Below are 21,541 nucleotides of genomic sequence, written 5' to 3' on the forward strand. Positions count from 1 at the left end.
AACAGCATGAAATTCAGTGAACAGTGGCTGCGCGGTTGGGTAAACCCGCAAGTCTCCCGTGACGAACTGGTCGCCCGCCTGTCCATGGCCGGCCTCGAAGTCGACAGCGTGACCCCCGCTGCCGGCCAGTTCAGCGGCATCGTGGTGGGCGAGATCCTCACCACCGAACAACACCCGGACGCCGACAAGCTGCGCGTGTGCCAGGTGAGCAACGGCGCAGAGACCTTCCAGGTGGTCTGCGGCGCCCCGAATGCCCGCCCAGGCATCAAGATCCCGTTCGCCATGATCGGCGCCGAACTGCCGGGCGACTTCAAGATCAAGAAGGCCAAGCTGCGCGGCGTCGAATCCTTCGGCATGCTCTGCTCGGCTGCCGAGCTGCAGATCAGCGAAGAGAACGACGGCCTGCTGGAACTGGCTGCCGACGCCCCGGTTGGCCAGGACATCCGTCAGTACCTGAACCTGGACGACGCCAGCATCGAGATCGGCCTGACCCCGAACCGCGGCGACTGCCTGTCCATCGCTGGCCTTGCCCGTGACGTCAGCGCCCTGTACGACGTGCCGGTCACCCGCCCGGTGGTGCCAGCCGTACCGGCCGCGCACGACGAAGTGCGCCCGGTCGAAGTCAGCGCCCCGGCCGCCTGCCCGCGCTACCTGGGCCGCGTGATCCGCAACGTCGACCTGAGCAAGCCGACCCCGCTGTGGATGGTCGAGCGCTTGCGCCGTAGCGACGTGCGCAGCATCGACGCCGCCGTCGACATCACCAACTACGTGATGCTCGAACTCGGCCAGCCGATGCACGCCTTCGACCTCGCCGAAATCAACGGCGGCATCCGCGTGCGCATGGCCGAGGAGGGCGAGAAGCTCGTCCTGCTGGATGGCCAGGAAGTTGCCCTGCGCGCCGACACCCTGGTGATCGCCGACCACACCCGCGCCCTGGCCATTGCCGGCGTGATGGGTGGCGAGCACAGTGGCGTCAACACTGAGAAGACCCGCGACCTGTTCCTCGAGAGCGCTTTCTTCGAGCCGATCTCTGTCGCCGGCAAGGCCCGTTCCTACGGCCTGCACACCGACGCTTCGCACCGCTACGAGCGCGGCGTGGATTCGCAACTAGCCCGTGAAGCCATGGAGCGCGCCACCGCCTTGGTGCTGGAGATCGTCGGCGGCGAAGCAGGCCCCGTAGTCGAAGCCGTGAGCGAGCAGCACCTGCCGAACATCGCGCCGATCACCCTGCGCGACGAACGCATCACCCAGATGCTCGGCATGCAAATGCAAGCCGCCCAGGTCGAGCAACTGCTCAACGCCCTGGAGCTGAACACCAGCGCCAACGGAGCAGGGGAGTGGACCGTTACGGTCCCAAGCCACCGCTTCGACGTCAGCCTGGAAGTCGACCTGATTGAAGAGCTGGCCCGCCTGTACGGCTACAACAACCTGCCGGTCCGTTACCCGCAGGCCCGCCTGGCCCCGCAAGCCCGCCCGGAAACCCGTGGCGAGCTGCCGAACCTGCGTCGCCTGCTGGTTGCCCGCGGCTACCAGGAAGCCATCACCTACAGCTTCATCGACCCGAAACTGTTCGAGCTGTTCACCCCAGGCGTCGAGCCGCTGCTGCTGGCCAACCCGATCTCCAACGACATGGCCGCCATGCGCGCCTCGTTGTGGCCGGGCCTGGTCAAGGCCATGCAGCACAACCTCAACCGCCAGCAAGACCGCGTGCGCCTGTTCGAAAGCGGCCTGCGCTTCGTCGGCCAGCTCGGTGACCTCAAGCAGCAACCGATGATCGCCGGCGTCGTCACCGGCAGCCGCCTGCCGGAAGGCTGGGCCAACGGCCGCGACAGCATCGACTTCTTCGACGTCAAAGCCGATGTGGAAGCCCTGCTGGGTTACTCCGGTGCCCTGAGCGACTTCACCTTCGCCGCCGGCAAGCACCCGGCCCTGCACCCCGGCCAGACCGCCCGCATCGAGCGCGACGGCAAGGAAGTCGGCTACCTCGGCGCCATCCACCCCGAGCTGGCCAAGACCCTCGGTCTCGACCGCCCGGTGTTCGTCTTCGAGCTGGTGCTCGGCGATGTAGTCCAAGGCCGCCTGCCGAAGTTCAGCGAACTGTCCAAGTTCCCGGAAACCCGTCGTGACCTGGCCTTGATCGCAGGACGTGATGTAGCTTCTAGCTCGGTGCTTGAAGTAATTCGTGACAATGCGGGCGAATGGCTCACAGACCTCAGGCTGTTTGACGTCTACCAGGGTAAAGGCATTGATCCTGATAGAAAAAGCCTGGCGGTCGGCTTGACCTGGCAACATCCATCGCGCACTCTTAACGACGATGAGGTGAATGAAACCCTGCAAACCATCCTCACCTCGCTTGAACAAAGGTTGAACACCACGTTAAGGAAATAACGGCATGGGTGCTCTGACGAAAGCTGAGATGGCCGAAAGGCTGTACGAGGAGCTGGGGCTTAACAAGCGTGAGGCCAAGGAGCTGGTCGAGCTGTTTTTCGAAGAAATTCGGCACGCGCTTGAAGACAACGAGCAGGTCAAGTTGTCCGGTTTCGGCAACTTCGACCTTCGCGACAAACGCCAGCGGCCGGGCCGCAACCCTAAAACAGGGGAAGAGATCCCGATCACCGCGCGCCGCGTCGTCACCTTTCGTCCAGGGCAGAAGCTGAAAGCCCGGGTAGAGGCCTATGCTGGAACCAAGCCATAACGACGAGCTGCCCCCCATCCCGGGCAAACGCTACTTCACCATCGGTGAAGTCAGCGAGCTCTGTGCGGTAAAACCGCACGTGCTGCGCTACTGGGAGCAGGAATTCACGCAGCTCAACCCGGTGAAGCGCCGTGGCAACCGGCGGTATTATCAGCGCCAGGATGTGCTGATGATCCGCCAGATCCGCGCTTTGCTGTATGACCAGGGCTTTACCATTGGCGGGGCGCGTTTACGGCTCTCCAGTGATGAGGTCAAGGATGAGTCCAGCCAGTACAAGCAGCTGATTCGGCAGATGATTGCGGAGTTGGAGGATGTGTTGGTGGTGCTGAAGAAGTGATCAGAGCCGACGAATGGAATTTTTTTGAAAAAAAGCTTCCATTAATCAAAAGGTTAGGGTACATTTCTTCTCGTTCTCGGCAACATTGAGAACCGCCTTGTCGGGGCGTAGCGCAGCCCGGTAGCGCACTTGCATGGGGTGCAAGGGGTCGAGTGTTCGAATCACTCCGTCCCGACCATTATTGAAACGAAAAAGCCCAGTCGGAAACGACTGGGCTTTTTTGCATGCTTAAATTTTTCCTGGAGACTGTATCACTGTCCGCGCTAGTGTTTTATGGCTAGATTTTTTTTCGGTAGTATGCTGACATGAAGTGATTTCAAAAATGTTCGCGCAAAGCTATAGCTAACTTTCTGAGTTGTACTTTGGGGGAAAAATGGATTTTGAAGGCTACCTGGGCTACATAAAATATGATGGAAACCTAACTCAGGACGGAGTTATGGATGGCCGGAAGCAGGCAGAGGCGCTTCTTGGTTTCGATACCGCACTGCGGCAGTTCTTGGCGAAACTCTCTCCTGAACTAAAAAATTTGGATTTTGATATTCCAGTCAAAGTCAGGGCGGGTTCATGGGAAGCACTAATTCCTGAAACAGTAGTCGGTTGGGTCCAGGCTGGCGCAGGTGTAGTGGCGACCGCGTATGCAACTCAAGCGGCGCAAAAGATGGCTGCTCGAGATTTTGAAGAGTTTGGATTTTGTGATCTACTTAAGAAAGCTCTAAATGCAATAAAATGGTTTGCGAAAATTGCTAAACATATGGGGCGTGCTGGGGTAGAGAGTTTTGATTCGGCTAGGTTTTCTGATGATAAAGAGCTCATAGGCATCAGAAATGAAACTGGCGAGTATATCTATGTCCCGAAATATGCACTGGATCTTTATGTCGAAATTGGTAACAAGGCTTTAAGTCGGCTTGCACTTTTGATTGAGGATGGGCGTATTCTCAAAATCGGGAGCGTAACTGACGGTGTTGTCGATGAGGTTGTAATAGGTGTATCGGATAAGCGCATTTTTTGTGAGGAAGAAGAGGAAGATGTAGAGGATTTTCTATTTCCTGAGCTAAGGCATGGTGAAAATATTGTGCTTGAAGGCGAGGTGACCAGAGAGAATAAAACTTCGAACTCTATGGGGTTTAAGTATATGGATCATATTTTGACATCGTATCCTCAAGTCGGAAGTATTGTACGCTATAAACAGCTTTTGTTTTTGCGATGCAGGATTTTTGGTGTTGTCGATAGAACGGACGAGAAGGGGCGTACCATGGCGAAGAGGCCTCGAATTTATTTTTCTCATCTGGAAGCTCTTGAGCACGAGCCGACTAAAGATCTTTTCTCAGACCTATAAGCTTTATAATTACGTACAATACTTCGAGTGGTTAAAATTTTTGAGCTTTATACTCTATCGTTGGGTTAGGTGGACTGTAGCGCGATAGGCCCTTGTGTGATAGTAGAGGAGGTTCGCAGGTGATTACTTTCTCACTACTCGTGTCAGGTGAGCGCCTGAGGGGGCTAAATTCCCACAAGTTAAATGTTAACGGCGTGCTTTCTGTTGTAGGGCCCTGATGTCCTTTTTACAGTTGATAATATGCATTCGGCGGTGGCAGTTCGGGCATAGCGCAACGGTATTTTCAACCGAATCTGCGCCTCCGCTGGCTAGCCAATGTATATGGTGAGTTTCCAGATATGGTTCGCCATTTCTTCGTTCAAAAGGAGCGGGCTTAGTGCAGAGCTCACAGTTTCCCTTGGCACGTCGCTTGGCAAATTCCGCCACCCAGATCGATCGCAAATAGTACGGCGCTTCTGTATGGCGTCGACTGACGAGTAGCTGCTGAGTTCGAAGGGCATTTTCCTCGATTTCTACATCGCTAAATTTTCTTATCTTTTTTTCTTTTTCTTTGACTACGTTAAGTAGCGAAGAAGCTGGTATTTTCGGGGCGTCGCTAGCACATAGCTTAAGTGGGAATACCCATACGTTTCTGAGGTTCATGTGAGCGTCATACTGCTTCTCTTCATAGGCGTCGCCAACCAAAATTACTTCGCCGATATAAGTGTACTGTTTGGGTTCGAATACTTCGAAAAGATGTATTTTGATTTTGTTGGTTGGCGATTCATTTAACGTCTTATTTTGGGCGGATCTCAGGCTTTGATTGCCATACTGGCCCATGCCAGTGTAGTGAAAAATATCACCTTCCCACCGATCATCATAAACAGACTTCACATGATTAGAGACGATTACCAATGTATTCGTAGCATGAGATCGTCGCATTCCGCCTTGAGTGCTGCATTGAAAGGTGGTTGTCAAAATTTCATTGCTGATAATTGTCCCTGGAACTGGGGCGACGGCTGTAGACACGGAGTGGATCTCACGCTTCGTAATGGCACATTGCTTGCCACATTAGCGCTAACGCCTACAAAATTAAAGGAAAATTCCTACTTTGGCTGTCTGATTGGGAGGTATCCCTGGTGTGCTGAGGGTGGTGTTTGGGGGGAGCATCGTTATGTAGTAGATGACCCCACATGTTCTCGGAATTCCAGCCTACAAGGAGCATGAGTCGTGCAGGCGGTGCATCGCGGGGCGTCATTTTTGGCTAAATCGTATGCCCCAAAGAACGTTCTGTGATGAGGAAGGATTAACAAGGGTCAAGCTATTTTTGGTGAAGGCGCGGAGGTGGGTATGCAAGACCCGCTGTCCCGCGTGGTGGCGGGGCATCCGCTGGACCATGCAGTGGAGCAGGCGACTGTGCTGATGTGTGTGGTGCACAAGATCAGTTACCTGGCGAGGGTGGAGACTGATCAGCTGCCTACGCTGCTGACGGCGGTGCAGTACCTCATTGGCCTTGGATGTGAATCATGGGCTGATGTTTGGGCGGGGGCTGGGCGGGCACTGTCGCGGGGCACGCCCGCTCCCACAGGCCTGCTCACCTCACTTCCTATACGCGTTTGAGATTAGGCCGAGCCAGTCGTCACGACTTCCAGTTACGTTAACTTTAGAGAGCCAAGCTGCGATCAGGCTCAATAGCGCGATCAGCAACGTGATCGCGTCGACCAGCGAGACCAACCGTCTGAGCTGGATGGAAAGCCAGTACGCGGGCAGGGGCGTGCCGTAGTAGCGTTGTGCCTTCTGCCTAATGAGCATGGAGCCCTATCAATGACAGATTTTCACAACGAGTTTGCAGCAAGCCGCTACTTCAACGCCGAAAGAATCGATAGGCGCAGTGCCGACGCGTTGGCCGGCCTAGCGGCCGGGCTCGTGGCTGATAATGTGGTCACCCAGGAAGAGGCGGTATTTCTCAAAGACTGGATCGAGCGAAACCTAGCTCATATCGACGACCCGGTGATAAACCTTCTCTACCGTCGATTGAGCAGCATGCTGGCTGACGGCAAGCTTGATGCAGAGGAGTCTGCTGACCTGCTGGGTATGCTCAAGAGGCTCGGTGGGGTTTCCCCTCAAGTGATCTCGTCCGCTACTTCTCCCCCAATCGTCTCGCGGCCGACTGATCTACCTTTCTGCGCGCCTCCGCCCTCGCTCTGCTTTGAAGGCAAAAACTTCGTTTTCACAGGGATCATGGCCTTCGGCCCGCGCAAGGACTGCCAGCAGCTAGTTACTGATCGCGGTGGAATTCTTGGCGGCGCGGTTAGCAAGAAGGTGGATTATCTAATCGTTGGCAGCATAGGCAACGAGCAGTGGCGCCATGCGTCATATGGAACGAAAATTCTCAAGGCTGTAGAACTTCGTGAAGCTGGAGCAGCAATAGCCATCGTTTCAGAGGACCATTGGCAGCAAGCCGTCTTCGGCTAATCCGCTTCTCTAGCCTGCCCAAGCATCCAACGTGGATGAAATGCGAGTACCACGCCAACAATACTGCGTAGTAGCGCTGTGCCTCCCAACGAACCTGTTCCCACAGGCCTGCTTCCACAAGTCAGCACCAAGGACCTGCTCCCACGTTCGCCAAGCCGCTATGGCGCCAGGTTCACGCCATTACAGCGCCCCTTGGTGGAAAAGTCGTTGATCTGCCGCGCCTTGTTCACCGACATCAGGATCGTGCAGCCGCCAGGGTGGGCCACGTCGTCCCAGTAATTGGTATGAACCATCACATTGCCTTGCACCTCGGCGGTGCTGCCGACCACCTCCTTTTGCACGTAGGTGGTATCGCGGTACCAGCCCAACTGCACCCCAGTGCCGCCGGGCAACGGCTCCATGCGCATGGGCGGGCCGAAGAAGTCGATGGCCTGCTTGGCGTCGCGCCCTTGCCATTGGTTGCCTGCCATCAGCTCTGGCAGGGTCGGGATGCAGCCGGCCAGCGCAGGCAGCAACAGGCCAAGGACCAGCAGATGGCGTGTGCTCATCGTGGGGTGTTCGCCAGCATGTCGTCCAGCTCCTGCACCGCCTGGCTGTTGGCCTGCACGCCAATCAACTGGATGAACATGGCCTGGATGGTGGCGACCATCTTCGCCGCCGGCATCTTGCCGATCGACAGCATCTGGTTGCGCGCGCGGTTGTCGGGGGCGCAGACGAAGGCGAAGGTGCGCTGCAACCAGTAGTCCTTTGGTGCGACCCAGTCTTTGGCGTTGGTTTTCACATCCCTCACGGCACCGTCGAAGCGGCGTATCGCCCGGGCGCTGTCCAGACGGATCTGGCGCTGTTTGCATTTGACCTGCACCTCGTAGGCGGCGAGGGTCGGGAAGGCCGGGTCTTCGAACAGCTGCATGACCTGGGCAGATTGCACGCCACCGGGCTTTTGCAGGATGCCGGCGGCATCGGCGACGTAGACCTCGTTGTGCAAGCGTTCCCCTTTGCCGTAGATGATCCAGTAGTCGCCTGCGGCTTGTTCGGCCAGGGCCGGGGTGCTGCAGGCCATGGCCAGGATGGCCAGCCATCGGCAGGGGAGTAGAAGGCTGTGACGCATGGAGTCCTTTCCCGGTTTATGTAATCAAGGAGGGACTATACGAGCGCTGGGTGAGTAGGGTCGATTAGGGCGGTTGTGCTAATGGCCAAGGGCTTGTAGCGCTTGGGTGCAGTAAACAGAGTGTTTCGTGAGTAGCGAATATTTTGGGACGCGTCCGGCATACGGTCTGTTGTCGTTTTTGTAGGCTGCACTCCTTTTATCTTTGATCACGTCGCACATGCGGTGGTTGCCGTATGGTCCAGGCGGAGGGGCAGAACATGTTCGAATCTAAGCCGAAGGAGGCGTTTCTAGCTGCTGAGCATGACGTACCGGGGGCCGACATGGCCTTTCTTCAGCTTGTGCACACCGACGTTGCCAAGAACCCGGAGGGAATCCAGCCCATACCGTCTTCCTTGTTGAGTCGGGTGGCTTATCTTCGGAGCAAGGCGCAGGCGAATCGCGAGGGTACAGGACTTCTTGAAAGCAGGGATGTAGATGTCCACTCTCTGTGATGTCGCTGAAATGCTTAAGACCGTCCGGCATGAAGCTCAGCCAAGATGTATTGGCCTGTCGTGCGGGCGTTTCCCGTTCCACAGTGACGCGGATGGAGACGTTGGCTAAAGGTGACATGAGCGTTTTGGCGCTTGTCCGCATTTTTGGAGGCCGCTGGCTACGACTTGAAATTAGAGAAGACTGGCCATCAGCGTACCGTCGAGGACATTCTGAACGAGCTACGGTCTGTTGGCTGGGAGTGAACCTTCGAAAAATCTGACATAGCTCCAAGCGTTAGTAGAGATCAATACCAATTATTTTTGTTAAAGGCTCTAAATTGGCAATATTTTCAAATGATTCGGAGCATTAGTTTCAGTAGGGTCCTACATACAGATAGGTTTTAAATTCATAGCCTTCTGGCCTTCACCTACAGGGAGTTGGCGAAATGGCTTATCACGGTTACATGTCTATTAAAGGGCGGCGTCAAGGCCTGATCTCCGCAGGTTGCTCAACAACCGACTCAATTGGCGGTCGATGCCAAATCGCTCATGTGGACGAAATTATGGTGCTTTCGTTTAGCCATAATTTTTCCAATGTGGGCAATACCGAACGTGCGACGCATCGCCCAATTCTGATAACCAAATACATAGACAAAGCGACCCCGTTGTTGGCGGAGGCATTGGCCGGCCGGGAAACAATGGAGTGTCGCCTCAATTTGTACCGTATCAACGCTGCGGGTAAGCAAGAGTGTTATTTCAAGGTTGAGCTGTCAGACGCGATCGTTGTGGATCAGCGTCTGGAGGTGCCTCACTCGGTTTTGCTCAATGCACAGGATCCTCAGGAGTATCTCGCTATTCGCTATGGATTTATCGAATGGCACCATCTGATTGCCAACACCAGCGGTTATGCAAAGTGGGGCGAAAGTCGATGAGGGGCGACAATCGAAGCCCCAGCATGGACCATGACTTTTGGGAGGTAAGCAGCCTGGCGGCTCGCCTGACCCAGTATGCCTGCGAAGTAGGTGCGCGGCATTTGGACGATGGCGTTCTCAGAGCTCAGTTCACCCAGGAAATTGCCTACCTTGGGCAAGCGGTTGTCGATGAGGTGCGTACGGGTAACCTCTCGGCGGAGGAGGGGCGTGATGCCCTTGAACAAGCGCATCGCGAACTGCTCGCGCAGGTCTGGGAGTACTCGAAGCTGGTTGCGGGGGTGACCGCAGGTGTTTTGCAAATTAGTACAGGCGTGGCTGTCTGCAAGCTGTCACTGGGCGCTGGTTGCATGATTGGAGGTTTGCCATTGATCTTGCACGGCGCGAACAATATCTATGAAAACGGACTTAACATTGTAAATGGGCGTAGCGGTACAGTTGGGCCTGTACGCAGGGTTTATCAGGATCTGGCGGTAGCAGCAGGCGGGGTGAGTGCCCACGGTAACGTGGCCTACGGTGTCCTGGATCTCGGACTGTCGGCGTATAGTCTCGACCGCTTGGTGTTGAGGCCGGGTACCTGGCGGTTGTTTCGTTACATAGAGGCCGACAAAGCCCGCGCAATAAAAACCATGAGTACTCATTCGATAGTCTTCGAGGTGGGAATCGACATGCTTACAGGAGAACAGGTTATCGTCGAGTTGAGGGATAGATAATGGCTTGGCTGTTTGTCGTGTGCGTGGTGCTTGGCGTGTGCTCGGCATTTGTCTTGCGCGCCAAGTGTTCAGGTCCGCGTCTCGGCTACGGGTTGTTTTGTATTTGTCTGATTTATAACCTTTTATTTATTACTTATTACATGAGGGTCCTGGAGTTTGACCGGTTTTTATTTTTCGGGTATCAGCCGGAGTTTGTCAGGGAAAACATCATTGTAGGGTGGGCGGCGTTGGCTGGGGTGCTTCTGCATTGTGGGGCAATGCCTTCTAGACGCAGTGCTTGAGTGGTTGGAGTGGTTGAGGCCGCGATGGTGGTTTGGGTTGAAATCGCTGGGACCGCTTTGCGGTCCTTTCGCGACGCAAGGCCGCTCCCGCAACGAGGGGCGGCGGTGTTTATCTTGGGTTAGGCTACTGGCGGCAGCTCATGGTCGAATGGCAAATTTGGGCCTGTTCGGGAGCAGGTGATCGCTGAGGCCCGGATCGCGTAGGCGAGGATTGCATCGATGGTTTTATGGGGGAGCTTCGCCACACCGGTTGGGCTGTCTGCTCCTAGGCGAGCCAGGTAGGCGAGCACGGCGGCTTGGAAGGTGTCACCGGCGCCTACGGTGTCGCTTACTGGCAACGAGGTATCTGCTGGGCGCTGCCATGAGCCATGTGCGCAATGCACGCTGGCTCCATCTGCTCCATGGGTGATGAAAACCAGTCGGCAGCGCTCGTTGAGCCAGCCACGGGCCACGTCACGGGGCTCCCGGCCTGGGTAGAGCAAGGCGATGTCTTCCTCACTGGCCTTGATCACATGCGCATGCCCTGCAAACGCCTCCACCTGCCGCCGCCACACCGCCACATCCGGCTGCGGATTGAGCCGCACATTCGGATCAAGGCTGATCAAGCGCCGGTCCCGCTCGCGCTCCACCAGCGCCATCAGCGTATCGGCCACGGGTTGCACCACCAGGGTGTACGAGCCCACATGCAAGCCCCGCACACGCTCATCCAGCACCGGCAAATGCTCCAGTGTCACCTGCCGATCCGCACAGCCTTCACCGCGAAACTGATACTGCGCCGAGCCATTGGCATCCAGCCCGACCATGGCCAGCGTGGTCGGTGCATCGCTGGTCACCACATGGCGGCAGTCCACCCGTTCCTCTTCCAGCACCCGGCGCAGCCGGGCGCCGAGGTAGTCGCTGGACAACCCGCCAAACAACGCCGATGCCACGCCCAGCCGGCGCAGGCCGACGGCGACGTTGAACGGCGACCCGCCGGCAATCGCGGTAAATCCTAGCTCGCTGCTGCGGTTGCTGTTTTCCAGGCTGAAGACATCGAACAGGGCCTCGCCACACACCAGGTACATGCAGTTCTCCAGAACGATAGATAAGGGCAGGATACCTGCGCTCAGCGCGCAGGCAGTTGATCCCGGTAGCGTTGATAAGCGACCTCGTACTCGGCCTGTTGCGCCGGGCGGGGCAGGGTTCGGGTGCTTTCGTCGAGGGCGACGCAGCGGTGGCACAGGGTTTCGAGGCTATCGCCTTGGCCCAGCTGGCGGCCTAGGCTCCAGGCGGCCTGAAGCGCGGCGCCGAGGGCGGCGGCTTCGGTCTGTTGGGGGCATACCACCGGCAGGCCGAGCAGGTCGGCCAGTATCTGGCGCCAAAGCGGGCTTTTCGCCGCGCCGCCGACCAGGCGGATTTCGCTGCCTGGTAGGCCGCTGGCGCGCAACAGGTCGAGGCCGTAGCGCAGGCTGAAGCAGGTGCCTTCGAGCACGGCGCGGCAGAGGTTGGCGCGGGTTAGGTTGGCGCTGGTCATGCCATGCAGGCTGGCGCTGGCTTCGGGTAATGCGGGCACGCGTTCGCCGTCGAAGAAGGGCAGCATCAGCAGGCCGTCGGCGCCGATCGGGGCTTGGGCGGCGAGCTCAGTGAAACGGTCAAGGTCGAGTTCCAGCAGGTCGCGCACCAGGGCGCAGGCGCTGGTGAGATTCATGGTGCAGATCAACGGCAGCCAGCCGCCGCTGGAGGCGCAGAAGGTCGCCACTTCGCCCTGGGCGCTGACGTGGGGCTGGTCGGCATGGGCGGCCAGGGTGCCGGAGGTGCCGAGGCTCAGGGTGATCATGCCGGGGGCGATATTGCCGGTGCCGATGGCGCCGAGCATGTTGTCGCCGCCGCCAGTGGCTACCCAGGTCTGTGGGCTCAGGCCGAGGGCAATGGCGGCCTGTTTGCGCAGGGTGCCGAGGCAATCGCCGGATTCGACCAGTTCAGGCAGCGCAGCCAAAAGACGCTCGCCGGGCTCGATGTGCTGAAGGACATCAGGCGCCCAGGCGCGGCGGCGTACATCGTAGTAGCCGGTGCCGGAGGCGTCGCCGGGCTCAGTGCAGGCGCGACCGGTCAGCCAGTAATTCAGGTAGTCGTGGGGCAGCAGGATATGGGCGAGGCGGGCGAACAGTTCGGGATGTTGGCGCTGGGTCCACAGCAATTTGGACAGGGTATAGCCCGGCGCGATCACCAGCCCGAGGCGTTCAAGCGAGCCTTGGGCGCCGCCGAGGGCATCGAGCAACTCCGCGTTCTCGGGCGCGCTTTCGGTGTCGCACCAGAGCTTGGCCGGGCGCAGCACCTGGCCTTGGGCGTCGAGCAGCACCAGGCCGTGTTGCTGGCCGGACACCGCCAGTGCGCGAATGGCTTGGCCATCCACACCAGCTTCGCCCAACGCAGCGGACACCGCTGTGCGCAGGGCTTGCAGCCAGTCGGCCGGATCCTGCTCGCGCCGGCCATCGCGACCTTGGGGCGGCGCATGGGCGGCGCTGCCCAGGCCCAGCACCTGGCCGCTGCCGGCGTCCAGCACCAGGGCCTTGGTGCCTTGGGTGCCGCAGTCGATGCCGAGGAACAGTCCGTCCATTTCGAAAACCTCCGTGTCAGTCGCCGAGGATCTGGCGCAGGGTTTCACTCACGCCGATTTCGCACAAGCTGTCGTACAGGCGCTCGAAGGCGCTGACGAAGGCTTTGGACGCGGGGATTGCACTGCCGAAGATCGCCTCGTCGCCGAGCACCCGGGCAGCCAGGCCGTCGCGCTGCGCCACCCGGGCCTGGCAGTCGGCGGCGCGGGGGTCGGGGATGCTGTAGCGGGTGCCCTGTTCGTCCTCGCCGCGCAGGTACAGGGCCCAGGCGGCCACCACCAGGGCCACGCGCTCCAGGGGCTTGCCGTCGGCGATCAGGCGGTTGGCGGTGGGCACGATGAACTTGGGGAATTTCGACGAGCCGTCGGAGCACACGCGCTCCAGCTGGTCGGCGATGGCGCGGTTGGCGAAGCGCTCGGTGAGGCTGTGCTTGTAGCGCGTCAGGTCGATGCCCGGTACCGGGGCCAGTTGCGGGGTGACGTCCTGGTCCATGAAGGTGCGCATGTAGCGGTGCAGCAGTGGGTCGGCGAGGGTTTCGTGGACGAAGCGGTAGCCTTGCAGAAAGCCCAGGTAGGTGAGGGCCAGGTGGCTGCCGTTGAGCAGCTTGATCTTCATTTCTTCATAGGGCGTGACGTCGTCGGTGAATTGCACGCCGACCTGTTCCCAGGCCGGGCGGCTGGCGACGAACTTGTCTTCCACCACCCATTGCAAAAACGGCTCGCACACCACCGGCCAGGCATCGTCGACGCCGTGGCGCTCGAGCAGCTGCTGACGGTGGGCGGGGCTGGTCATCGGGGTGATGCGGTCGACCATGGCATTGGGGAAGCTGACGTGGCCGTCGATCCAGCGGGCCAGGTCGTGGTTCTGCAGGTGGGCGAAGGCCAGCAGGGCCTTGCGGGCGACGTCGCCGTTGTGCGGGAGGTTGTCGCAGGACATCACCGTGAACGGCCCGCTGCCGGCCCCGCGGCGGCGGCGCAGGGCTTCGCAGAGGAAGCCGAACACGCTCTGTGGGGCTTGCGGGTTGGCCAGGTCGTGCTGGATCTGCGGCAGGTCGGTGCGGAATTCGCCGGTGCTGTCGTCGATGCAGTAGCCGCCTTCGGTGATGGTCAGCGAGACGATGCGGATGTTGGGTTCGGCCAGTTTGGTCAGCAGCGCTTCGGCGCCGTCCTCGGCCAGCAGCATGCCGTTGATCGCGGCGATCACGCGGACCTGGGTGTCGTGTTGGTCGCCCAGTTCAAACAGGGTGTAGAGGTGGTCTTGCGCGGCCAGGGCATCGCGCATGGCACGGTCTTCGCGGCGCAGGCCGGCGCCGCAGATGGCCCAGTCGAGGCCTTCGCCCAGGTTCATCAGGGCGTCGGTGTAGGCGGCTTGGTGGGCGCGGTGGAAGCCGCCGACGCCGATGTGCACGATGCCCTGGCGCAATTGGCTTGGGTCGTAGCTGGGGCGGGCTACCGCCAGGCGGGGGAGATTGTGTTGGTTGAGTTTCATCCTGAAGGTCCTTAGGCCGCCTGTTGCAGGCGCTTGTCGAGGGCTTGGCCGTTGCTGTCGAACAGGTGGCAGTGGGCGGGGTCGAAGGTCAGCTCCAGGGCCTCGCCGAAGGTCGGCGCGAAGTCCCCGCGCACGCGCACCGTGAGCATCTCGCCGGACGCGGCGCGCACATGGCAGTAGCTGTCGCTGCCCAGCCGCTCACTGACATCGGCCGTCACCTGCAGCGACCCCGGCGCGCCCTGGCACCCCGGGCTGATGCTCAGGTGCTCGGGCCTGATCCCCAGGGTCACCTGGCTGCCGGTATGCAGCTCGCCCGCGCACAGCGGCAGGGCGATGCGCGCACCACACTCAAGCGCTACCTCGCACTGGTTGCCCTGGTTACGGCTCAGGTGCCCACGCAGGAAGCCCATCTTCGGCGTGCCGAGAAACCCCGCGACGAACAGGTTGGCCGGATGGTGGTAAAGCTCCAGCGGCGAGCCCACTTGCTCGACGCGCCCGCCGTTGAGTACCACCACTTTGTCGGCCAGGGTCATGGCCTCGACCTGGTCGTGGGTCACGTAGATCATCGTCGCGGCCAGCTCCTGGTGCAGGCGCGCCAGCTCCAGGCGCATCTGCACGCGCAGGGCGGCGTCGAGGTTGGACAGCGGCTCGTCGAACAGGAAGATCTTCGGGTTGCGCACGATGGCACGGCCGATCGCCACCCGCTGGCGCTGGCCGCCGGACAGCTGGCGCGGCTTGCGTTCGAGCAGCGGTTGCAGCTCGAGGATGCGCGCGGCGTTGTCGACCTTGGCGGTGACCTCGTGCTTGGCGACGCCGGCCATGTCCAGGGCGAACGACAGGTTCTTGCGCACGGTCATGTGCGGGTACAGGGCGTAGGTCTGGAACACCATGGCCAGGTCGCGCTTGGCCGGGGCGGTGTCGGTGATGTCGGCGCCGTCGAGGGTGATACTGCCGCTGCTGACCTCCTCGAGGCCGGCGATCAGGCGCAGCAGGGTGGACTTGCCGCAGCCGGAGGGGCCGACGAACACCACGAACTCGCGGTCGCGCACGTCCAGGTCGATGCCCTTGATGATGGCGTGGCCATCGAAGCCTTTGTGCAGGTTGCGGATTTTCAGGTCAGCCATGGTGGGTGTCCTTGTCAGAGGCGAGAACAGAATTGGCGTGGGAGTGGCGGGAAGTCATTTCACAGCACCGAAGGAGAGCCCGAGCACCAGCTGCTTCTGGCTGATCCAGCCAAAGATCAGAATCGGCGCGCAGGCCAGGGTCGAAACGGCCGAGAGCTTGGCCCAGAACAGCCCTTCGGGGCTCGAGTAGGAGGCCACCAGCGCGGTCAGCGGGGCGGCGGCGGACGAGGTCAGGTTGAGCGACCAGAACGCCTCGTTCCAGCACAGGATCAACGACAGCAGCAGGGTCGAGGCCAGTCCGCCGCGGGCGATCGGCAGCAGCACGCGGACGATCTCCTGCCAGGTGCCGGCGCCATCCAGGCGCGCAGCTTCAAGGATGTCCACGGGGATGTCCTTGAAGTAGGTGTACACCATCCACACCACGATCGGCAGGTTGATCAGGGTGTAGACGATGACCAGCGCCAGGCGCGAATCCAGCAGGCCAAACTGCTTGGCCAGCAGGTAGATCGGCATCAGCACGCCCACCGGCGGCAGCATCTTGGTCGACAGCATCCACAGCAGCGTGCGCTTGGTGTGGCGGGTTTCGAAGAAGGCCATCGAATACGCCGCCGGCACGGCGATAAGCATGCACAGCAGGGTCGCCGAGAAGGAGATCAGCACCGAGTTCCAGGCGTAGGCGAAGTAGTCGCTGCGCTCGTTGATGTGCAGGTAGTTCTCCAGCGTCGGCGCGAAGATGAACTGCGGCGGCGTGGCGAAGGCGTCCAGCTCGGTCTTGAAGCTGGTCAGCAGCATCCAGAAAATCGGGAAGAAGATCACCAGGGCGATGGCCCAGCACAGCAGGCCGAGCAGGGCGTTCTTCAGGGTGCGGGTTTGCTTGAGTGTCAGCATGGCGGGCTCCTCAGCTGCGCGCGGTGAGGTTCTTGCCGATCATGCGAACCAGCACGATGGCGGCGATATTGGCGATCAGCACGGCGATCAGGCCACCGGCCGAGGCCATGCCGACGTCGAACTGCAGCAGCGCCTGGTTGTAGATCAGGTAGGCAAGGTTGGTGGACTCGTATCCGGGGCCGCCGCTGGTGGTGGTGAAGATCTCGGCGAACACCGACAGCAGGAAGATGGTCTCGATCATCACCACCACGGCGATGGGCCGCGCCAGGTGCGGCAGGGTCAGGTGCCAGAAGATCGCCAAGGGGCCTGCGCCGTCCAGGCGCGCGGCTTCCTTCTGTTCCAGATCCTGCGACTGCATGGCGGTCATCAGGATCAGGATGGCGAACGGCAGCCACTGCCAGGAGACGATCAGGATGATCGACAGCAGCGGGTAGTGCGCCAGCCAGTCCACCGGTTGCGCGCCGAACAGGCGCCACACGGCGGCGAGGATGCCCGACACCGGGTGGAAGATCAGGTTCTTCCACAGCAGCGCGCTGACCGTGGGCATGATGAAAAACGGCGAGATCAGCAGCACCCGCACCACGCCGCGGCCCCAGAACTCGCCGGCCTCCAGCAGCGCGGCAATCAGCACGCCGAGCACCACGCTGATCGCCAGCACGCTGCCGACCAGGGTCAGGGTATTCAGGGCGCCGGGCATGAAGCCGGCGTCGGTGACGAAGAAGGCGAAGTTCTCAAGGCCCACGAACTGGTTTTCGCCGGGGTACAGCAGGTTGTAGCGGATCAGCGAGAAATACAGGGTCATGCCCAGGGGCACGATCATCCACAACAGCAGCAGCGCCACCGAAGGGCTGACCAGGAACCAGCCGGGGCCGACGCGGCGTTTGCCGGGGCGCGCGGTGGCGAGGCTCGGGGTGTCGAGGGCCGATGTGTTCATGGCGACTCCGTATGCAGCAAAAAGGGGCGGTCACCGCGCCGGGGTTCGGCGCGGTCGGGGGGCGCTGCGGGTTACTTGGGGTAACCGGCGCGCTTCATCTCGCGTTCGGTGGACTGCTGGGCCGAGGCCAGCACCTGGTCCACTTTCATCTGCCCGGTGAGGGCGGCGGCGAACAGCTTGCCGACCTGGGTGCCGATGGCCTGGAACTCGGGGATGGTCACCAGCTGGATGCCCACGTAGGGCACGGGCTTGAGGGTGGGGTGGTTGGGGTCGACGCGCTTGAGTGATTCGAGGGTGACCTTGGCGAATGGCGCGGCGGCCAGGTACGCGTCGTTGTAGGTCGAGGCGCGGGTGCCGGGCGGCACGTTGGCCACGCCTTCTTTCTCGGCCACCAGCTTGCCGTAGGCCTCGGAGGTAGCCCAGGTGGCGAACGTCCTGGCGGCGTCCTTGGATTTGGAACTGGTGGGGATCGCCAGTGCCCAGGAATACAGCCAGGTGGCGCCCTTGTCGGTGACTTCCTTGGGCGCGAAGGTGAAGCCGACCTGGTCGGCGACCTTGCTCTGGGTCTTGTCGGTGACGAACGAGCCGGCGACGCTGGCGTCGACCCACATCGCGCACTTGCCGCTGTTGAACAGCGCGAGGTTTTCGTTGAAGCCGTTGCTGGAGGCGCCGGGCGGGCCGTATTGCTTGAGGGTGTTCACATAGAAGTTCAGCGCGTTCTTCCATTCGCTGGTGCTGAACTCGGGTTGCCATTGCTCATCGAACCAGCGTGCGCCGAAGGCATTGGCCACGGTGCCGATCAGCGCCATGTTCTCGCCCCAACCGGCCTTGCCGCGCAGGCAGATGCCGTACTGGCCCTGATCGGGCTGGTTGAGCTTGGCGGCGAACTCGCCGAGCTGGGTCCAGGTGGGTTGCTCGGGCATGCTCAGCCCGGCTTGCTCGAACAGGTCCTTGCGGTAGTAGGTGATCGAGGCTTCGGCATAGAAGGGCAGGGCGTACAGCGTGCCATTGGCCGACAGGCCGTTGCGTACCGAGGGAAACACGTCGTCGAGGTTGTAGTTGGCGGGCAGGTCGGTCATCGGCGCCAGCCAGCCCTTGGCACCCCATAGCGCGGCTTCGTACATGCCGATGGTCAGCACGTCGAACTGGCCGCCCTGGGTGGCGATATCGGTGGTCAGGCGCTGGCGCAGTACGTTCTCTTCAAGCACCACCCACTTGAGCTGGATGTCCGGGTGCTGCTGCTCGAACACCTTGGCCAGGCGCTGCATGCGGATCATGTCGTTGTTGTTGACCGTGGCGATGGTCAGGGTATCGGCGGCCTGGGCATGCAGCGGCAGGCTGAGGCAGGCGGCGGCCAGGCAGGCCTTGATCGAGTCGTTCATTGGTGAACTCCCTCGGGGAAGACGTTATTGTTTTTGTGTCGCTCGCGGTGGATTACACCGTTGCGCGACGACGCCGACAACGCCTCGCCTGCACCTTGGCTGATACTTTTTTGCTATGCGCATTCCCTTGTAGGAGCGGCCTTGTGTCGCGAAAGGGCCGCGCCGCGGCCCCGGCGATTGATGCGTTAACGCCGAAACCCTGGGGCCGCTGCGCGCCCCTTTCGCGGCACAAGGCCGCTCCTGCAGGAGATTGCGCACGGTGTTCAGGCGCGGTTCTGCTCGGTCAGCCGCTGGGTCACCAGGCTGCGGTAGTCGGAAGGGGTCATGCCCTTGAGTTGCAGGAAGCGTCGGTTGAAATTCGACAGGTTGCTGAAGCCTGATTCGAAGCACACCTCGGTCACCGGCAGCTCGCCCTTGGCCAGCAGCTCGCACGACTTGCTCACCCGCAGCCGGTTGACGAACTCGACGAAGCCGCGCCCGGCGGCCTGCTTGAAGAACCGCGAGAAGTAGGTCGGCGTCATGCCCAGGTGCTCGGCCACCTCGTTCTGGCTCAGGTCCTGGGCGTAGTGCTGGAAGATGTAGTCCACCGCCCGGTTGATACGCTCGACGTTGTGTTCGTCGGCCAGCTGCGAAGAGGTGACGGTGGACAGCAGTTGGTAGTCATCGCAGGCGGCAAGCTGTTCCATGAGGATAAAAAAGTATCCCAGGCGGGTCATGCCGCGGCTGTCGGCGATGCGTTGCAGCAGCTGGCGGCTCTCCTTGATCAGTGCCGGGTCGCGGAACTCGATGCCGTAGCGTGCCCGGGCCAGCAGCGGGGCCAGCTGGGTGAGCTCGGCGAACACCTGGCTGCCGTCCTCGAGTACCTCGTCGGTGAAGTTGACCAGCATGTCGCGCTTGCCCACCACCTCGTCGGGGCCGACCTGGCTGATCCAGTTGTGCGGCAGGTTGGGGCCGGTGAGGAACAGCGTGTCGGGGGCGAAGTTGCCGATGTAGTCACCGATGAACACCTTGCCGGCGCTGGCGACGATCAGGTGCAGCTCGTATTCCTTGTGGAAGTGCCAGCGCACCAGCGGGCTGGGGAAGCCGTGCTGGCGGTAGATCAGCGAGGCGCCTTCGTGGTCGTCCATCAGCTCGTAGGACGGGTCGGTGGCTTTGCTCGTTCTGGGCATCGTGCTGGCAGGCTCCGCGGGACGAAGGGGCATCCTAGTGTGCTGTTGCACAAAAAACACTCGCGAATCATGGGGTGTATTTGCAAAACACCACACTAGCGCGAAGTCCGGACGCTGGGCAGGGGGGGTAGCGTTCCTACATGTCGCATTCCGGCGTTGCTGTAGGCCATTTCCTAAAGGCCCATTTCCACCCGTTTGGCCATTGTGGCGGGGTGAGCGTGGGCTTTAGTCTCGCCCTGCCCGTCGCGCTCCAGCAACACGGATCGACCAGGTTTCTGGGCAGAGCATCACGCACGGATCGCGTGGGCTGGCCTGGTCGGCACCAGGCGCTGGGCGCGGCGGGCTCTTGATTTTCCTACCGGGTATTACAGGGGGCAGCGAGTGAACAAGGACGATTGGCCGAAAGGCCCGGGGCAATTGAAGATCGTCAGCCTGGCGACACGTGCCGGGCGACATTCGATTCGCAACTGGGTACAGGCGATACCGGGCTTGCCAACGCGGGAGGTGCTGCAGGAGACCTCGGTCATCCTCGGCGTGATCACCGGCCTCACGCAACAGGCGCTGGTAAAACCACGCGAGGCACAGACACTGATGCGCGCCACCTACTACCTCAGCGGGCTGGCCAAAGCGATGCTCGACGGGCAATTACCGGTGGTGCGGGGCGAGAAGGGCGAAGGGGAGTGAGTGCCCTTCAAAAGCCGCTTTCGGGCAAACGAAAGCGGCTTTTTGGTTGCAGCTCAAGTTCAATGCGGCTTTTGTGGGAGCGGGCTCGCCCCGCGATTGCAGTGTCGGCCCTATGGCGGAACAAGCAGCGGCTCAGGCCCTGCGCAAGGCTGCGGCCAGGGCGACGGTCAACAGCACCGCCAGCAGCATCGCCAGGGTGATGGTCACGGCAACCCCCAGCGGCTCGAGCAGTGCCGCCACGGCCAGGTAGAACGCAATCACCCCCACCGCACCAATTGCATTGCCCCGCACCATCGCCGCCATGCCTGCCCGGCCGCCCTGCATATGGGCGAACACCATCAACGGCCAGGCGATCACCGGGATGGGCGCAAGCATGCCGCTGGTGGCTGGCCCCAGCCAACTGGCCAGGCTGGTGGTGACCATCAGCAAAGTGGTGGCGGACACCATGCGCAAGGGGATTTCCCAATAACGGTGCCGCGGTCGGGCCAGGGTGTCAGGCTTGGGTTCACGGCCGCTGGCGCGGATCAGCACGCCGATCAGCAGCAGTGCCACGGCCACCGACACATACAGGTTGCCCCAATGGGTAAAGGCATAGGCCGCCAGCCCGTAGAACAGCACTGCCAGCAGTACCGCCGGGGCCAGCCCGACCTTGCGCGTGGCGTACAGGTAGAAGGCGTAGGTGGCCTGCACCGCCGCCAGCCCGCCCAGCGCGCCGGGTACCGCGTTCAGGGCGAAGGCGCTGCCCTGTTCCAGGCTCAGGAAGGTCATCACCAGCCCCGAGGTGATCGGCAGGCCGGAAAGCAGGCCGCCCAGCAGGCTGCCCCAGCGACGCGCGGCAAGGGAAATGGCCCACATCAGCAGCGGGGTGACCAGCAGTTTCAGGTAAAGCAGGGTCATTGCGGGGTATCCAGGCTTGCAGAACATGCGCCCGCCGTCGGCATTGGGTGGGGCGCGG

General features: G+C 61.0%; 20 protein-coding genes and 1 tRNA gene. 9 read left to right on the forward strand and 12 right to left on the reverse strand.

Translation table 11 applies throughout. The annotated features are described in order from the left end of the window. Positions 1-6 precede the first annotated feature (6 nt). The 5 genes from pheT (at position 7) to ACODS5_RS10570 (ending at position 4,368) form a co-directional block, all read left to right on the forward strand. Positions 7-2,388: a phenylalanine--tRNA ligase subunit beta gene (gene pheT, locus ACODS5_RS10550; RefSeq protein ID WP_489108611.1), complete on the forward strand. Its 2,382-nt coding sequence runs from the start codon at positions 7-9 to the stop codon at positions 2,386-2,388. A 4-nt stretch (positions 2,389-2,392) separates the two neighbouring features. Next, positions 2,393-2,695 carry an integration host factor subunit alpha gene (ihfA, locus tag ACODS5_RS10555; protein WP_009394049.1) on the forward strand — a complete coding sequence of 101 codons (303 nt, stop codon included), beginning with the start codon at positions 2,393-2,395 and terminating at the stop codon, positions 2,693-2,695. Next, positions 2,676-3,032: a MerR family transcriptional regulator gene (locus tag ACODS5_RS10560; RefSeq protein ID WP_023629031.1), complete on the forward strand. Its 357-nt coding sequence runs from the start codon at positions 2,676-2,678 to the stop codon at positions 3,030-3,032. Before ihfA ends, ACODS5_RS10560 begins: the two co-directional genes overlap by 20 nt. A gap of 101 nt (positions 3,033-3,133) precedes the next feature. Beyond that, positions 3,134-3,210 (forward strand) — tRNA-Pro (locus tag ACODS5_RS10565). A gap of 195 nt (positions 3,211-3,405) precedes the next feature. Further along, a complete protein-coding gene (locus ACODS5_RS10570) occupies positions 3,406-4,368 on the forward strand; it encodes a hypothetical protein (protein ID WP_489108612.1) in 963 nt (320 codons plus the stop codon). A gap of 186 nt (positions 4,369-4,554) precedes the next feature. On the opposite strand, the gene ACODS5_RS10575 is transcribed toward ACODS5_RS10570, so the two are convergent. After that, positions 4,555-5,376 carry an HNH endonuclease gene (locus tag ACODS5_RS10575; protein WP_489108613.1) on the reverse strand — a complete coding sequence of 274 codons (822 nt, stop codon included), beginning with the start codon at positions 5,374-5,376 and terminating at the stop codon, positions 4,555-4,557. A gap of 795 nt (positions 5,377-6,171) precedes the next feature. On the opposite strand from ACODS5_RS10575, the gene ACODS5_RS10580 reads away from it, so the two are divergent. Further along, positions 6,172-6,822 (forward strand): BRCT domain-containing protein, encoded by a 651-nt coding sequence (locus tag ACODS5_RS10580; protein WP_489108614.1) that lies wholly within the window; start codon positions 6,172-6,174, stop codon positions 6,820-6,822. A 158-nt stretch (positions 6,823-6,980) separates the two neighbouring features. Here ACODS5_RS10580 and ACODS5_RS10585 read toward each other — a convergent pair whose 3' ends face one another. Beyond that, positions 6,981-7,370 carry a hypothetical protein gene (locus ACODS5_RS10585; RefSeq protein ID WP_489108615.1) on the reverse strand — a complete coding sequence of 130 codons (390 nt, stop codon included), beginning with the start codon at positions 7,368-7,370 and terminating at the stop codon, positions 6,981-6,983. Next, on the reverse strand, positions 7,367-7,930 hold the full coding sequence (locus ACODS5_RS10590) for a hypothetical protein (protein WP_489108616.1): 564 nt from the start codon (positions 7,928-7,930) through the stop codon (positions 7,367-7,369). Before ACODS5_RS10590 ends, ACODS5_RS10585 begins: the two co-directional genes overlap by 4 nt. Before the next feature lie 916 nt (positions 7,931-8,846). Here ACODS5_RS10590 and ACODS5_RS10595 point away from each other — a divergent pair. Further along, complete coding sequence (locus ACODS5_RS10595; protein WP_489108617.1) at positions 8,847-9,332, forward strand: Hcp family type VI secretion system effector; 486 nt, start codon at positions 8,847-8,849, stop codon at positions 9,330-9,332. A 23-nt stretch (positions 9,333-9,355) separates the two neighbouring features. Then, on the forward strand, positions 9,356-10,042 hold the full coding sequence (locus ACODS5_RS10600) for a DUF4225 domain-containing protein (RefSeq protein WP_489108618.1): 687 nt from the start codon (positions 9,356-9,358) through the stop codon (positions 10,040-10,042). A 400-nt stretch (positions 10,043-10,442) separates the two neighbouring features. Here ACODS5_RS10600 and ACODS5_RS10605 read toward each other — a convergent pair whose 3' ends face one another. The 8 genes from ACODS5_RS10605 to ACODS5_RS10640 all read right to left on the reverse strand — a co-directional run bounded on the left by ACODS5_RS10605 (position 10,443) and on the right by ACODS5_RS10640 (position 19,902). Next, a complete protein-coding gene (locus tag ACODS5_RS10605) occupies positions 10,443-11,387 on the reverse strand; it encodes a carbohydrate kinase family protein (RefSeq protein ID WP_489108619.1) in 945 nt (314 codons plus the stop codon). 41 nt (positions 11,388-11,428) lie between these two features. Next, positions 11,429-12,919: a xylulokinase gene (xylB, locus tag ACODS5_RS10610; protein ID WP_489108620.1), complete on the reverse strand. Its 1,491-nt coding sequence runs from the start codon at positions 12,917-12,919 to the stop codon at positions 11,429-11,431. A 16-nt stretch (positions 12,920-12,935) separates the two neighbouring features. Next, positions 12,936-14,405 carry a mannitol dehydrogenase family protein gene (locus tag ACODS5_RS10615; RefSeq protein WP_489108621.1) on the reverse strand — a complete coding sequence of 490 codons (1,470 nt, stop codon included), beginning with the start codon at positions 14,403-14,405 and terminating at the stop codon, positions 12,936-12,938. Positions 14,406-14,416: 11 nt separating this feature from the next. Beyond that, positions 14,417-15,529, reverse strand: coding sequence for an ABC transporter ATP-binding protein (locus ACODS5_RS10620; RefSeq protein WP_489108622.1), 1,113 nt, complete (start codon positions 15,527-15,529; stop codon positions 14,417-14,419). Positions 15,530-15,583: 54 nt separating this feature from the next. Then, positions 15,584-16,417, reverse strand: a complete 834-nt coding sequence (locus tag ACODS5_RS10625; protein WP_489108623.1) for a carbohydrate ABC transporter permease — start codon at positions 16,415-16,417, stop codon at positions 15,584-15,586. A 10-nt stretch (positions 16,418-16,427) separates the two neighbouring features. Then, entirely contained in the window at positions 16,428-17,351 is a 924-nt protein-coding gene (locus ACODS5_RS10630) for a carbohydrate ABC transporter permease (RefSeq protein WP_038705865.1), read from the reverse strand. Between the two features lie 71 nt (positions 17,352-17,422). Next, entirely contained in the window at positions 17,423-18,733 is a 1,311-nt protein-coding gene (locus tag ACODS5_RS10635; RefSeq protein ID WP_489108624.1) for an ABC transporter substrate-binding protein, read from the reverse strand. A gap of 263 nt (positions 18,734-18,996) precedes the next feature. Then, a complete protein-coding gene (locus tag ACODS5_RS10640) occupies positions 18,997-19,902 on the reverse strand; it encodes an AraC family transcriptional regulator (RefSeq protein ID WP_489108625.1) in 906 nt (301 codons plus the stop codon). Between the two features lie 381 nt (positions 19,903-20,283). Between ACODS5_RS10640 and ACODS5_RS10645 the strand changes: the two genes are divergently transcribed. Continuing rightward, the gene (locus tag ACODS5_RS10645; protein ID WP_489108626.1) at positions 20,284-20,586 is read left to right on the forward strand and encodes a DUF3077 domain-containing protein; all 303 of its coding nucleotides are present in this window, start codon (positions 20,284-20,286) and stop codon (positions 20,584-20,586) included. Positions 20,587-20,718: 132 nt separating this feature from the next. Here the strand turns inward: ACODS5_RS10645 and ACODS5_RS10650 are convergent, their stop codons facing one another. Beyond that, entirely contained in the window at positions 20,719-21,483 is a 765-nt protein-coding gene (locus ACODS5_RS10650; protein WP_134694074.1) for a hypothetical protein, read from the reverse strand. Between the last annotated feature and the right edge of the window lie 58 nt (positions 21,484-21,541).

It is taken from the genome of Pseudomonas sp. FG47 (genome assembly GCF_057809115.1).